The 14,292-nt window shown below is 58.4% G+C and carries 9 protein-coding genes and 3 rRNA genes; 2 read left to right on the forward strand and 10 right to left on the reverse strand.

All coding sequences use genetic code 11. The annotated features are described in order from the left end of the window. Positions 1–5: 5 nt before the first annotated feature. From rrf to tyrS, 6 genes are all read right to left on the reverse strand, one after another. A 5S ribosomal RNA gene (rrf, locus tag ACR3YK_RS00005) occupies positions 6–122 on the reverse strand. 177 nt (positions 123–299) lie between these two features. After that, positions 300–3,420: ribosomal RNA gene (locus tag ACR3YK_RS00010) — 23S ribosomal RNA — on the reverse strand. Positions 3,421–3,937: 517 nt separating this feature from the next. After that, a 16S ribosomal RNA gene (locus ACR3YK_RS00015) occupies positions 3,938–5,473 on the reverse strand. The 16S, 23S and 5S rRNA genes sit together here, the layout of an rRNA operon. Before the next feature lie 808 nt (positions 5,474–6,281). Beyond that, on the reverse strand, positions 6,282–6,842 hold the full coding sequence (locus ACR3YK_RS00020; RefSeq protein WP_486175235.1) for a dihydrofolate reductase family protein: 561 nt from the start codon (positions 6,840–6,842) through the stop codon (positions 6,282–6,284). Positions 6,843–6,851: 9 nt separating this feature from the next. After that, complete coding sequence (locus ACR3YK_RS00025; RefSeq protein ID WP_486175236.1) at positions 6,852–7,049, reverse strand: hypothetical protein; 198 nt, start codon at positions 7,047–7,049, stop codon at positions 6,852–6,854. Between the two features lie 346 nt (positions 7,050–7,395). Beyond that, positions 7,396–8,706 (reverse strand): tyrosine--tRNA ligase, encoded by a 1,311-nt coding sequence (gene tyrS, locus ACR3YK_RS00030; protein WP_486175237.1) that lies wholly within the window; start codon positions 8,704–8,706, stop codon positions 7,396–7,398. A gap of 135 nt (positions 8,707–8,841) precedes the next feature. Between tyrS and ACR3YK_RS00035 the strand changes: the two genes are divergently transcribed. Both ACR3YK_RS00035 and ACR3YK_RS00040 read left to right on the forward strand, forming a co-directional pair. Continuing rightward, positions 8,842–9,480, forward strand: a complete 639-nt coding sequence (locus ACR3YK_RS00035; RefSeq protein WP_486175238.1) for a DNA-binding protein — start codon at positions 8,842–8,844, stop codon at positions 9,478–9,480. Beyond that, positions 9,477–10,031, forward strand: coding sequence for a hypothetical protein (locus ACR3YK_RS00040; protein ID WP_486175239.1), 555 nt, complete (start codon positions 9,477–9,479; stop codon positions 10,029–10,031). Before ACR3YK_RS00035 ends, ACR3YK_RS00040 begins: the two co-directional genes overlap by 4 nt. Before the next feature lie 63 nt (positions 10,032–10,094). Here ACR3YK_RS00040 and ACR3YK_RS00045 read toward each other — a convergent pair whose 3' ends face one another. Genes ACR3YK_RS00045 through ACR3YK_RS00060 form a run of 4 tightly spaced genes read right to left on the reverse strand, consistent with a single transcriptional unit; the run spans position 10,095 to position 14,273 of the window. Next, a complete protein-coding gene (locus ACR3YK_RS00045) occupies positions 10,095–11,045 on the reverse strand; it encodes a DUF817 domain-containing protein (RefSeq protein WP_486175240.1) in 951 nt (316 codons plus the stop codon). Then, the gene (locus tag ACR3YK_RS00050) at positions 11,045–11,632 is read right to left on the reverse strand and encodes a DNA-3-methyladenine glycosylase (RefSeq protein ID WP_486175241.1); all 588 of its coding nucleotides are present in this window, start codon (positions 11,630–11,632) and stop codon (positions 11,045–11,047) included. The genes ACR3YK_RS00045 and ACR3YK_RS00050 overlap by 1 nt, the downstream gene beginning before the upstream one ends. A gap of 2 nt (positions 11,633–11,634) precedes the next feature. Further along, complete coding sequence (argH, locus tag ACR3YK_RS00055) at positions 11,635–13,071, reverse strand: argininosuccinate lyase (protein WP_486175242.1); 1,437 nt, start codon at positions 13,069–13,071, stop codon at positions 11,635–11,637. A gap of 2 nt (positions 13,072–13,073) precedes the next feature. Continuing rightward, on the reverse strand, positions 13,074–14,273 hold the full coding sequence (locus ACR3YK_RS00060; RefSeq protein ID WP_486175243.1) for an argininosuccinate synthase: 1,200 nt from the start codon (positions 14,271–14,273) through the stop codon (positions 13,074–13,076). Positions 14,274–14,292: the final 19 nt, after the last annotated feature.

Here is a 14,292-nt window from a genome sequence, read left to right on the forward strand (position 1 = left end):
TTTAAGTCCGGCGGTGTCCTACTCTCCCACAAGGTCCCCCTTGCAGTACCATCGGCGCAGAGAGTCTTAGCTTCCGGGTTCGGAATGTAACCGGGCGTTTCCCTCTCGCTATGGCCGCCGAAACACTATTGATTTATGTATCAGTCTGGGCCAGTTCACATCACAGAGCATTCCACCGAAGTGGGTGCTCAGCAGTGTGTGCTGGGCGCAGTTCCCGACCGTAAATCGGGAACCACAAAGTGGACGCGAGAATTCTTCTCAGTCACCATTCACATCCGAAGATGTCAGTGAGGTGGGGTGTTATCAATTTGTCGACATATTAGTACTGGTCAGCTCCACAGGTCGTTAGTCCCTGCTTCCACATCCAGCCTATCAACGCAGTAGTCTAGCTGCGAGTCTCTCAGCCTAAAAGGCCATGGAAATCTCATCTTGAAGCTGGCTTCCCGCTTAGATGCTTTCAGCGGTTATCCATTCCGAACGTAGCTAATCAGCGGTGCTCCTGGCGGAACAACTGACACACCAGAGGTTCGTCCATCCCGGTCCTCTCGTACTAGGGATAGATCTTCTCAAATTTCCTGCGCGCGCAGAGGATAGGGACCGAACTGTCTCACGACGTTCTAAACCCAGCTCGCGTACCGCTTTAATGGGCGAACAGCCCAACCCTTGGGACCTACTCCAGCCCCAGGATGCGACGAGCCGACATCGAGGTGCCAAACCATGCCGTCGATATGGACTCTTGGGCAAGATCAGCCTGTTATCCCCGAGGTACCTTTTATCCGTTGAGCGACAGCGCTTCCACAAGCCACTGCCGGATCACTAGTCCCGACTTTCGTCCCTGCTCGACTTGTCAGTCTCACAGTCAAGCTCCCTTGTGCACTTACACTCGACACCTGATTACCAACCAGGTTGAGGGAACCTTTGGGCGCCTCCGTTACTTTTTGGGAGGCAACCGCCCCAGTTAAACTACCCACCATGCACTGTCCCTGAACCGGATCACGGTCCGAAGTTAGATATCCAATATGACCAGAGTGGTATTTCAACAATGACTCCACCTGAACTAGCGTCCAAGCTTCACAGTCTCCCACCTATCCTACACAGGCCACACCGAACACCAATACAAAGCTATAGTAAAGGTCACGGGGTCTTTCCGTCCTTCTGCGCGTAACGAGCATCTTTACTCGTAGTGCAATTTCGCCGAGTTCGCGGTTGAGACAGCTGGGAAGTCGTTACGCCATTCGTGCAGGTCGGAACTTACCCGACAAGGAATTTCGCTACCTTAGGATGGTTATAGTTACCACCGCCGTTTACTGGGGCTTAAATTCACAGCTTCGCCTTACGGCTAACCGTTCCTCTTAACCTTCCAGCACCGGGCAGGCGTCAGTCCGTATACATCGTCTTGCGACTTAGCACGGACCTGTGTTTTTAGTAAACAGTCGCTTCCCACTGGTCTCTGCGGCCCTGCAGCGCTCCCGGAGCAAGTCCGTTCACGCCTTAGGCCCCCCTTATCCCGAAGTTACGGGGGCATTTTGCCGAGTTCCTTAACCACGATTCTCTCGATCTCCTTAGTATTCTCTACCTGATCACCTGAGTCGGTTTGGGGTACGGGTAACTTGAACCTCGCGTCGATGCTTTTCTTGGCAGCATAGGATCACTGATTTCGTCCGTGAGGACTACCCATCGAGTCTCAGCCGTCATGAGAGACGGATTTGCCTATCTCTCGGCCTACATTCTTAGACCGGGACAACCATCGCCCGGCTCAGCTACCTTCCTGCGTCACACCTGTTAATACGCTAACCGCACCAGCATAGGGTCGTACGCTAGGCCTTGACTCTCACCCCGAAGGGATCGATATCAAGGATTCAGATACTTAGCATTACTGGATTAGTTGGGGCGGTTCTTCGTCAGTACGGGAATATCAACCCGTTGTCCATCGACTACGCCTGTCGGCCTCGCCTTAGGTCCCGACTTACCCAGGGCGGATTAGCCTGGCCCTGGAACCCTTGATCATTCGGAGGACGGGTTTCTCGCCCGTCTTTCGCTACTCATGCCTGCATTCTCACTCGTGTAGGCTCCACGGCTGGTTTACACCGCCGCTTCACTGCCCACACGACGCTCTCCTACCACTCCGTACGGCTGAACCACGAAGGCTTACCTAAAATACGAAATCTACAACTTCGGTGGTGTGCTTGAGCCCCGTTACATTGTCGGCGCGGAATCACTTGACCAGTGAGCTATTACGCACTCTTTCAAGGGTGGCTGCTTCTAAGCCAACCTCCTGGTTGTCTATGCAACTCCACATCCTTTCCCACTTAGCACACGCTTGGGGACCTTAGTTGGTAGTCTGGGTTGTTTCCCTCTCGACGATGAAGCTTATCCCCCACCGTCTCACTGCTGCGCTCTGACTTACCGGCATTCGGAGTTTGGCTAACGTCAGTAACCTTTTGGGGCCCATCAGCTATCCAGTAGCTCTACCTCCGGCAAGAAACACGCAACGCTGCACCTAAATGCATTTCGGAGAGAACCAGCTATCACGAAGTTTGATTGGCCTTTCACCCCTATCCACAGCTCATCCCCTCAGTTTTCAACCTAAGTGGGTTCGGTCCTCCACGCGCTCTTACACGCGCTTCAACCTGGCCATGGATAGATCACTTCGCTTCGGGTCTAGAACCAGCGACTATTTCGCCCTATTAAGACTCGCTTTCGCTACGGCTGCCCCACACGGGTTAACCTCGCCACTGATCACTAACTCGCAGGCTCATTCTTCAAAAGGCACGCTGTCACAGCTACTAAGGCTGCTCCAACGGTTTGTAAGCAAACGGTTTCAGGTACTATTTCACTCCCCTCCCGGGGTACTTTTCACCTTTCCCTCACGGTACTTGTCCGCTATCGGTCATCTGGAAGTATTTAGGCTTATCAGGTGGTCCTGACAGATTCACACGGGATTTCTCGGGCCCCGTGCTACTTGGGATACTCTTCGGACCATTGACACATTTCGACTACCGGGCTGGCACCGTCTATGGCTGGGCTTTCAATCCCATTCGTCTATATATCGTTGTAATCCTTGCTGTACGGCAGTAACAGCTGAAAAGTCCCACTACCCCGACCATGCAACGCCTGCCGGCTATCACACATGATCGGTTTGGCCTGATCCGGTTTCGCTCGCCACTACTAACGGAATCACGGTTGTTTTCTCTTCCTGTGGGTACTGAGATGTTTCACTTCCCCACGTTCCCTCTACCCGCCCTATATATTCAGGCGGGAGTCACTGAGTCGTCTTGCAACGCCCAGCGGGGTTTCCCCATTCGGAAATCCTCGGATCACAGCTCTATTATCAGCTCCCCGAGGCTTATCGCAGATTTATACGTCCTTCTTCGGCTCCAGATGCCAAGGCATCCACCGTTTGCTCTTAGAAAATTGATATCACATGAGTATAAGAATCGATCGCAACACCTTTCGATGTTGAGATTGACCAATGAGTGACCCAACAACTAAAAGTTGTTGGATGTCATCGTTTTGTTCTTGTGACTCGACCTTTCGGTCGAATCTAAGATGCTCGCGTCCACTGTGTAGTTCTCAAAATACGGGCGGTATCCTCCACCATCCCCAACCAAAGTCAGAAACAGCACCAGGATCCATCAGACCCAAACACTCTTACGAGTGCCCCGGCCCTAAGGTACGAACACGAATCCAAAAGATCCGTAGCCCGGTCCCTCAGGACCCAACAACGTGCACAGACCAGCACCCCTGAAACCTCCCGTTCCAACCAGCAAGCTGGCGTACTAAAGAAACAACAGTTCCTCTGATCACAATGTCAATGTTCCACCCATGAGCGCCGTCCAACCCGAACAGGCTGGTACGACTCATGCAACATAAATTCGGTCATCCTTGACTCTGTGTATACCGCAGAGACGACAACCGAGTTGCACATGCTCCTTAGAAAGGAGGTGATCCAGCCGCACCTTCCGGTACGGCTACCTTGTTACGACTTAGTCCTAATCACCAATCCCACCTTCGACAGCTCCCTCCTTGCGGTTGGGCCACTGGCTTCGGGTGTTACCGACTTTCATGACTTGACGGGCGGTGTGTACAAGGCCCGGGAACGTATTCACCGCAGCGTTGCTGATCTGCGATTACTAGCGACTCCGACTTCATGAGGTCGAGTTGCAGACCTCAATCCGAACTGAGACCGACTTTTTGGGATTCGCTCCACCTCGCGGTATTGCAGCCCTTTGTATCGGCCATTGTAGCATGCGTGAAGCCCAAGACATAAGGGGCATGATGATTTGACGTCATCCCCACCTTCCTCCGAGTTGACCCCGGCAGTCTCCTTTGAGTTCCCACCATTACGTGCTGGCAACAAAGAACGAGGGTTGCGCTCGTTGCGGGACTTAACCCAACATCTCACGACACGAGCTGACGACAACCATGCACCACCTGTTTACGAGTGTCCAAAGAGTGAACTATTTCTAGCCCGTTCTCGTATATGTCAAGTCTTGGTAAGGTTCTTCGCGTTGCATCGAATTAATCCGCATGCTCCGCCGCTTGTGCGGGCCCCCGTCAATTCCTTTGAGTTTTAGCCTTGCGGCCGTACTCCCCAGGCGGGGAACTTAATGCGTTAGCTGCGACACAGAAACCGTGGAATGGCCCCTACATCTAGTTCCCAACGTTTACGGCATGGACTACCAGGGTATCTAATCCTGTTCGCTCCCCATGCTTTCGCTCCTCAGCGTCAGTTACGGCCCAGAGATCTGCCTTCGCCATCGGTGTTCCTCCTGATATCTGCGCATTCCACCGCTACACCAGGAATTCCAATCTCCCCTACCGCACTCTAGTCTGCCCGTACCCACTGCAGGCTGGGGGTTGAGCCCCCAGTTTTCACAGCAGACGCGACAAACCGCCTACGAGCTCTTTACGCCCAATAATTCCGGATAACGCTTGCACCCTACGTATTACCGCGGCTGCTGGCACGTAGTTAGCCGGTGCTTTTTCTGCAGGTACCGTCATGATGTGACAAGCACATCGCTTCTTCCCTACTAAAAGAGGTTTACAACCCGAAGGCCGTCATCCCTCACGCGGCGTTGCTGCATCAGGCTTGCGCCCATTGTGCAATATTCCCCACTGCTGCCTCCCGTAGGAGTCTGGACCGTGTCTCAGTTCCAGTGTGGCCGGTCACCCTCTCAGGCCGGCTACCCGTCGTAGGCTTGGTGAGCCATTACCTCACCAACTACCTGATAGGCCGCGAGTCCATCCTTGACCGAAATTCTTTCCAGCTCCTCACCATGCGGCGGAAGCTCGTATCCGGTATTAGACGTCGTTTCCAACGCTTATTCCAGAGTCAAGGGCAGGTTACTCACGTGTTACTCACCCGTTCGCCACTAATCCACCAGAGCAAGCTCCGGCTTCATCGTTCGACTTGCATGTGTTAAGCACGCCGCCAGCGTTCATCCTGAGCCAGGATCAAACTCTCCATAAATGTTTGATTGAACGGCTACAAGTAACCGAACACATCTTGCGTCACCCGCATCCGGAATAGGATGTCGAGGCGACAAGTTTGAAACTGACAGAACAAATCAATACTGACTTGCTTTGTTGTTTATATCTTTTCCAAAGGAATCCGCTGCACTCACAATCACGACCCGAATGGGACGATCCTGATAAGCACAGTCGGGTTTTTGGCATTTGACATTGTGCACGCTGTTGAGTTCTCAAGGATCGGACGCTCCTGACCTCCACCGAAAACGGCTTCACCCCAGGGCTTACAAACCTGTGTTGGTAACCTTCACATAACTGCGAAAGGCAACCTGTCTAACTTACCAGCTTCAGCCTGCATGTCAAACCAGCAATCCCGGACTGAAACAGCCCGAAACAACCAACCGACACACGCATAAAGCGGGTACTCATCCTAAGATCTGATACCGCCACCCACAAGGGGTAAACCAGCATTTGACTCGACCAAAACCATAAAAGAATCTGGAGGATGTTCGCCCCCACTTGAGGCCGGAAACTCAGCAGCGAAAGCTGACTTCGTTTTCCGCACCTTTGGGGTGACTAGAAAGAACAATACGTGCATTTTCAGCACCCCACCAACACGGTGTGTATCCCGGGCGTGTCGCGCTCAGATGGGCCAATTGGTGAAGGCTGGTCACGACCCGCGCGCGTCAGTGGGTGCGGATTCTGCAGCACTCGCAGGCGGGCATCCGCCCGAACTCCGTACTCGGCGCTCGGCGCTCGGCGCTCGGCGCTCGGCGCTCGGCGCTCGGCGCTCGGCGCTCGGCACAGGATCATGCTGCGGGGCTTGCGGGCAACACGTCGTAGACAAGATGAGCGAACTGGTCTGCTGCTTTTGCTGAAACCAGGCGAAGACGCTCGGACCCCAAGGCGCGAGGGAATACAGGTGATCCCCCGACGACCGCGGCTGGAGCGAAAGAGATCGAGATCTGGTCGAGGGCGCCGGCGTCGAGGAATTGCGCGGCGAGTTCTCCCCCACCCACAATCCAGATGTCGCCATCGCCGGCCGCATCCCGAATCGCGGGCGGAGCATCCGCAACACTTCCCTGCAGAAAGCGCACATCGGCACCGTCAGGAACGGGGAGATCGCGGCTGGTGAAGACGAAAGTGGGCTTGTCGCCGAAATACTCGGCCCACTTGTGTGGCTGAGCGATCAAGTCCTCGTGTCTCAGCACCCACTCGTAAGTCGTTGAGCCTTCAACCATCACGGTCGCTGTCGGAGCAACGGCGGGGGCCTCGTCGGACTCGACGGCGAATAGCCACTCGAGCGAGTTGCTCTCATCCGCAATGAATCCATTGAACGTGGATGCGGTTTCGTAAAGGATGCGCGACATAGTGTCAGGCTACGCGCGGCGGACGACATCACCATCGCAGCCGTCAACACTCCGTAGCGCGAGGGCGCTCAATGCGAGCAGCAAGCACAGAGGCGAGTACACCAGAAGATCCCAACGATGGAAGGCGGCATCCGCGGGATTAGTACCCCACAGCCCTGAGCTGATGAGGAACCCGAGGGCGCTACGCACTGCGAAAAGAACCGCCAAGGCGTAGCTCGCCGAATACGACCTGCCCATGGCACTCCCCGCACCAAGCGACTAACTCCCAAGCGTTGGGCCGAAGAAGCCCTCGCGCTCGAGCTGCGAAAGAAGTGTGCGACTCAGGATCTGCTCGATCAACCCAGCGATCTGGAATCACCACACGAATGACGTGCTGCCCTTCTGGGCCCCTCGATCGGTCGCAATCAGCGCGACGAGTTTGAATACGACATCCTCACCTCGAGAGCCCCGGTCGCAACGCTCCTCAGCAACGAAATGGTGCAGCAACTCACGCCACCCGAAGCCAGCAGCGCCTCGGCGCAGTAGCACGCCAGGCACCTAAGCCGCTCGTGCGCTAAGACATGACGAAGATTCCCGCAAGCGTCTTCTTGCCGCGACGGAGAACCGCTACGTTTCCGGGGAGAAGATCGCTGCCAACGGTGGCCTGGTCATCCGCTACCGCAACGTTGTTGAGGTACACGCCGCCCTGCGAAATAGCGCGACGCGCTTCACTCGCGCTCGACACCAGCTTGGTGTCGACGAGCAGTTGAACGATCGTAGCCTCCGCTGACGTCGCGACGTGAGCAAGCTCGTGCAGCGCCGCAGCGAGAGTATCGGCATCCAGAGATGCCAACTCACCCTGACCAAAGAGAGCAGCGGAAGCAGCGATCGCCGCCTCCGTAGCCGCGCGACCGTGCACGAGAGACGTCACCTCGTAGGCGAGTGTCTTCTGCGCCTCGCGCCGAAACGGCGCCTCGGCCACAGCAGTTTCGAGAGCGGTGATCTGCTCGCGCGACAAAAACGTGAAGATACGCAGTCGCTGAATGACATCTGCATCATCGGTGTTGAGCCAGAACTGGTAGAACGCGTAGGGGCTCGTCATGTTCGAGTCGAGCCAGATGGCGTTGCCCTCGCTCTTGCCGAACTTGGTGCCGTCGGAGTTGGTGATGAGCGGGGTGCCGATGGCGTGAACGCTCGCACCCTCAGCCTTGTGGATGAGGTCGCTCCCGCTCGTGAGATTGCCCCACTGATCGCTGCCACCGGTCTGCAATACGCAGTCGTAGTTGCGGTAGAGCTCCAAGAAGTCCATGCCCTGCATGACCTGGTAGCTGAACTCGGTGTAGCTGATGCCGGCGTCGCTGTTGAGGCGCGCGCTCACGGCATCCTTCTTGATCATGGTGCCGACGCGGAAGTACTTTCCGACATCGCGCAAGAAGTCGATCGCGCTCATGGGCGCTGTCCAGTCGAGGTTGTTGACCATGCGCACCGCATTGTCACCCTCGGTGCTCAAGAACTTCGAAACCTGACCCTGCAAGTAACTGACCCACTCAGCCACGGTTTCGCTGTCGTTCAGAGTGCGCTCGGCAGTGGGGCGGGGATCACCAATAAGACCGGTCGCTCCCCCCACGAGTCCGAGAGGCTTGTGGCCGGCCAGCTGAAGGCGGCGCAACAACAGCAGCTGTACAAGGTTTCCCAAGTGAAGACTGGGAGCCGTGGGATCGAATCCGCAATAGTAGGTGATCGGGTCACCATCGAGAAGCTTCTCGAGGGCATCCGCATCGGTGGAGACATGCACGAGGCCACGCCACGTGAGTTCTTGCCACAGGCTCTCGAAAGAGTCGTCGTTGCTTTGAGTGCTGAGGGATTCTGATGCTGTCGCTGACACGTCATTAACCGTAGTGCCTTTCGGAGGGGTGCTGAGAGCAACGACGGCCGCGCGAGCCTCAGTGCTGGGGCGCTGATTTGGGGGAATCAGGCTTGTGGGCCTGATGTTGGTGAATCAATGCTGTAGCCTTTAGGGATGTTCGTGATTACCGCAGACCAACGCAATAGCCGCAGCAGCGCGGATGCCGTAGCCGAGACCCTGAAGCGCATCAACCGGGAGCGCGCAGACGACCTCGCCCTCCCCGCAGAGCGCACGGCCGGAGACGAAGCCCAAATGCTGCTGACCTCTGCTCACGCCGCCCTCGACATCACCCTCGAACTGACGCGCACCGAACAGTGGAGCGTGGGAATCGGCATTGGCACCGTGCCCCTGCCCTACGGGTCCACCGTGCGCGCCACGAGCGGCCCGGCATTTCTCGCGGCCCGCGATGCCATCGACCGCGCCAAGAAAAGCCCGGCCAAATGCGCTGTGCAGTCTGACCCCGACAGTGAACTAGCGCGAGACCTCGAACCATTGCTCGAACTATTGATTGTGCTGCGCGGCCGGCGCACCGCCAACGGCTGGGAACTCTACGACCTCCTCAGCACCGGCATCACTCAGGCCGATGCCGCCGAACGCCTCGGCATCTCGCCGCAGTCGGCAAGCCAACGTGCACTCGTGGCCGGATTGCGCACCGAAGAAGAGGCCGTTCGCGCTCTTGCGAACCTGCTCGACAGAGCACACAGTGGAGTAGTAACCGACAACGCGCTCAGCGCAGAGGAAGGCACGTCATGATCGGCTGGTGGATCGCGGTACTCGTTTTCACAATCGGAGCGATTGGCGCATCCATGGTTGCAGCCCGCACCGACAAGTACTGGCTCGCCACCGTTTCGCTGCTGCCCGTCGGCCTTGCCCTCATTCTGGGATCCACCGGAAACCCTCTACCGGGTGATGTCTCGGGCCTCGTCATCGTGCTCAGCGCAGCCTTCATCGCACTCGCCACAATCGCGGGGAGCCCCCTTGTTGCACTCGTGCTCTCGCTCGCCTCGTACCCAGCACCTCGCGGTGAACACGGCGGTATCCTCGTCATCGACGCAGACTCTCCGCTGCCCGAGCGCGAGATTTTGCGCGGCGGAACGACCATCGGCTACCTCGAGCGCTTCGCCTTCATCGCCTCATTTATGGTGTGGCAGCCCGGCGCCATCGCCATCATCGTGGCCATCAAAGGACTCGGCCGCTTCTCTGAACTGGAGAACGCAGCGGCGCGCGAGCGGTTCATCATTGGCACCCTCGTGAGCCTCGTCTGGGCTGGACTCTGCACCGCAGCGCTGCTCGTCGGGCGCTAGACAGCCCCCGACGCCCTTGCGTTGCCGGCGCTGCGTTACCGGCGCTGCGTCACGGATGCTCTGTTACGACCTAAGCGCTTCGCTCTCGCTAAGCGACTCGGGAGGCCGCGGTTTCTCGACCCACGTGACGAGCACCACCGACACGATTATCAGCAGCAGCCACGAACCGAGCTTCGCGATCGAGACCAGCTCCCAGCCGTCCGACTGATTCGGGTAAACCCACGCATTCGACCAGGTCGCTACGTTTTCAGCGATCCAGATGAAAATCGACACGAGCACGAAGGCGACGAGCACGGGCATCCGGAACCGCGCCCGGGACACCCTGACGTGCATGACCGTGCGCCACCAGACCACCGCGATGGCCGCGAAGAGGAACCACCGAACGTCGACGATGAAATGGTGGCTGAAGAAGTTGATGTAGATCAACGAGGCCACGATCGCGGTGATCCAGCGCCGCGGATAGTGATCAAAACGCAGTTCGAAAAGGCGGAAGACGCGCACCATGTACGAGCCGACCGCCGCGTACATGAAGCCGCTATAGAGCGGGACGCCGAAGATGTGCAGCACACCGTCGCCCTCGTACGCCCAGGATCCCGCATCCGTTTTGAAAATTTCCATCACGGTACCCACGATGTGGAAAAGGATGATCACACGCAGCTCGCGCAGAGTCTCTAGCTTGAAGACAACCATAAGAACTTGGATGGCGAGAGCCGCGAGCACCAAAAAGTCATTGCGGGCGAGGGATGCCGACTCGGGATACCAGAGGCGCGTGAGTACGAGAACGGCGAGTAGCGCTCCCCCAAACACGCAGGCCCACGCCTGCTTGAGCACGAACACCGTGAACTCGATGGTCCACGTGCGGATTCGTTGCGACGCGGAGCTGTTGTTTAGGGCAGGGCTCGACTTCGCGGACGTGCCGGCGGATTGCGGGTTCGCGGACGTGCCGCGCACCCGGTCGAGACGCCGATGGGCCCACTCGTCAATCCGCTGCTCGAGCGGAGTAAAGCGGGCCATCAGGGGCGCTTTCGTTTCACTGCGGCACGATACGGGGAGACGCTCGGCTCCCCCGGAATCCAAAAGCGCCACGGATACTCATCAGTGCCACCCTCGCCGGCGACGCCCGTGCGCGGCCCCGCGCTGAACGACGACGGCGACTCGGGCAGTTTTAGGCGAACGCGGCCGGTCTGTAGGTTGGTGCCAGCGTCATCCAAACGAATTCCGAGCGCCACCGCGAGACGAGCGGGGCCCATCGCGAGATCCGCTGGCTTCTTAGATGTCGCGCGACGTTCGGCCGCGATATCCACGCCTTCGATTACTTCGCCCGCCCGCAGCAAGATTCCGGAGGCAACACCCTCGGGCATGCACACCACGTTCGCGCACGTGTGCATGCCGTAGGTGAAGTACGTATAGAGGTGACCGGGCGGGCCATACATGACGGCGTTGCGTTTGCCCGGCCCACGGAAAGCATGCGAACCGGGATCGGCCTCGCCCATATAGGCCTCGACCTCGGTAAGCCGCACGGCGACCTCGCCAACGCGCACGACAGCCCCCAGCAACAGCGGAGCAACCTCAGTTGCCGGCCTGCTGAGCAGATCGAACACGTCTAGCTAAGAACCTGCGGGTCAAGAGCGGCGGCGAGAACGCGAACACGCTCAGTCAGTTCGGCACGCTGCTCGGCAACGCGCACGGGAGCCGTTCCGCCCACGCCGGCACGGCTCGAAACCGAGCCCTCCACCGTGAGGACCGCACGAACATCACCCGTGAGGTGCGGTGAAATCGCGGCGTAGTCGGCATCCGTCGGTTCGTGAAGTTCAAGCGAGTTCTCCTCGCAGAAACGAACCAACGAACCACTGATCTCGTGAGCCTCACGGAACGGAACATGCTGGCGCACCAGCCAATCCGCGACATCGGTAGCCAGAGAGAAGCCTTGCGGCGCGAGCTCCGCCATGCGCTCGGTCTTGAACCGGAGCGTGGCAATCATGCCGGTGAAGGCGGGAAGCAAAACTTCAAGCGTCTCGACCGAATCGAAAACGGGCTCTTTATCTTCCTGCAGGTCGCGATTGTAGGCGAGCGGCAACGCCTTCAACGTGGCGAGCAGACCCGTGAGGTTACCGATCAGGCGCCCGGACTTGCCGCGAGCAAGCTCAGCGATGTCAGGGTTCTTCTTCTGCGGCATGATCGATGACCCCGTGGAATACGCGTCATCGAGCTGCACGAAGTCGAACTCGCGAGTGTTCCACAGAATGATCTCTTCGCTGAGTCGCGAAATGTCGATACCGAGCTGCGCGGTGATGAAGGCAAACTCCGCGACAAAATCACGGCTCGCGGTGGCATCGATTGAGTTTTCGGTGGGCCGAGAAAGGCCAAGCTCCCGCGCAACCAGCGCCGGGTCGAGCCCGAGGGTGCTGCCGGCAAGAGCACCAGAGCCATACGGCGAAGTGGATGCCCGAGCCTTCCAGTCACGGAAGCGCTCAAGCGTGCGCACAAGAGGCCACGCGTGGGCGAGCAAGTGATGGGCAAGCAGCACCGGCTGCGCATGCTGGAGGTGCGTGCGGCCCGGCATGATCGCCGTCTCGTGCTTCTCAGCCTGCGCCACGATCGCGTCGATCAGGTCAACGACCATCGCGGAAATAGCACCAGCGTGGTCGAGGAGGTACAGGCGCACGAGAGTGGCGATCTGGTCATTACGGCTGCGACCGGCGCGGAGTTTGCCTCCGACGTCGGCGCCAGCGCGTTCTATCAGTCCGCGCTCGAGAGCGGCGTGAACGTCTTCTTCCGATTCCAAGGCCGTGAAGCTGCCATCGGCAACCGCTGCGCTCAACGAGCGCAGCGCATCCTGCATGGTCTCCAGCTCGGAATCATCGAGGTAGCCCGCGGCCGCGAGCGCAACGGCGTGCGCCCGCGAACCGGCGAGGTCATACTGCGCAAGCTGCCAATCGAAGTGAGTCGATTTGCTCAACCGGGCAAGCTCGGGTGAGGGTCCGCTTGCGAAGCGGGCTCCCCAGAGTTGTCCCTCACCAGTTTCGGCAGACTGCGCCATGATTAGCCCTGCTTTGCGTCGCGACGAGCCGAGATCTTGCTCGGCAATGACCAGAGATCGATGAAGCCCTTAGCCAAGGACTGGTCGAAGGTGTCACCGGTGTCATAGGTGGCGAGGCTGAAGTCGTAGAGGCTCTGCTCTGACTTGCGGCCGGTGGGCACTGCGCGACCGGCGTGCAACGTCATGCGGATCTCTCCGCTGACGTAGCGCTGAGTGTCTTCAACGAAGGCATCGAGCGAACGCTTGAGACCGGAGAACCAGAGTCCGTCGTACACGAGGTTCGACCATTCGGCTTCAACTCCGCGCTTGTAGCGACCGAGGTCCCGCTCGATTGTGAGCGACTCAAGCTCTTCGTGCGCGGCGATCAAAGCCATCGCGCCGGGGGCTTCGTAAACCTCACGGCTCTTGATGCCGACGAGACGGTCTTCAACCATGTCGATGCGGCCAACGCCGTGCTTGCCGGCGAGCGCGTTCATGTGCTCAACGATGGCGAGAGCCGACATTGCGACTCCGTCGATCGCAACCGGAACACCCGCTTCGAAGGTGATGGTGACTTCGTCAGCGGGAAGCCCTGCTTCGGGATCAGAGGTGTACTCGTAGAGTTCCTCGATCGGAGCGTTCCACGGGTCCTCGAGGAAACCGGTTTCGACCGCACGGCCCCACACGTTCTTATCGATCGAGTAGGGGCTTGCTGCCGACTGGCGAATGGGGAGGTTGTGCTCTTCGGCGTACACGATGGCCTTGTCGCGAGTAAGCGCGAGGTCACGGACTGGCGCGATACTTGTAAGGTCAGGAGCGAGAGCAGCAACCGCGGCTTCGAAGCGCACCTGGTCGTTTCCCTTGCCAGTGCAGCCGTGGGCAACGCTGTCTGCGCCAAGGGCCTTCGCCGTGAGAGCAAGGTGACGAGAGATCAGTGGGCGACTCAGTGCCGATACGAGCGGGTAACGCTTCTGGTAGAGCGCGTTGGTCTTGAGCGCGGGCATGAGGAAGTCATCCGCAAACTCCTCCTTCGCGTCGACTACGACCGACTCAACAGCTCCACAGTCAAGAGCGCGCTGGCGGATGTCCTCCATGTCTTCGCCGCCCTGGCCGACGTCGATCGCGAGCGCGACCACCTCTTTGCCGGTGGCGTCCTTGAGCCAGCCAATACCTACGGATGTGTCGAGTCCGCCCGAGTAGGCGAGAACTACGCGTTCTGACATGTGTTTATCTCCTTGACGT

It is taken from the genome of Salinibacterium sp. 10G20-15, assembly GCF_057365065.1.

Excerpts from the sequence above, each read along its gene's own strand:
- ACR3YK_RS00060 (WP_486175243.1), bottom strand. The coding sequence starts at position 14,273 with ATGTCAGAACGCGTAGTTCTCGCCTACTCGGGCGGACTCGACACATCC.
- ACR3YK_RS00045 (WP_486175240.1), bottom strand. The coding sequence starts at position 11,045 with ATGGCCCGCTTTACTCCGCTCGAGCAGCGGATTGACGAGTGGGCCCAT.
- ACR3YK_RS00040 (WP_486175239.1), top strand. The coding sequence starts at position 9,477 with ATGATCGGCTGGTGGATCGCGGTACTCGTTTTCACAATCGGAGCGATT.
- ACR3YK_RS00035 (WP_486175238.1), top strand. The coding sequence starts at position 8,842 with ATGTTCGTGATTACCGCAGACCAACGCAATAGCCGCAGCAGCGCGGAT.
- argH (WP_486175242.1), bottom strand. The coding sequence starts at position 13,071 with ATGGCGCAGTCTGCCGAAACTGGTGAGGGACAACTCTGGGGAGCCCGC.
- ACR3YK_RS00020 (WP_486175235.1), bottom strand. The coding sequence starts at position 6,842 with ATGTCGCGCATCCTTTACGAAACCGCATCCACGTTCAATGGATTCATT.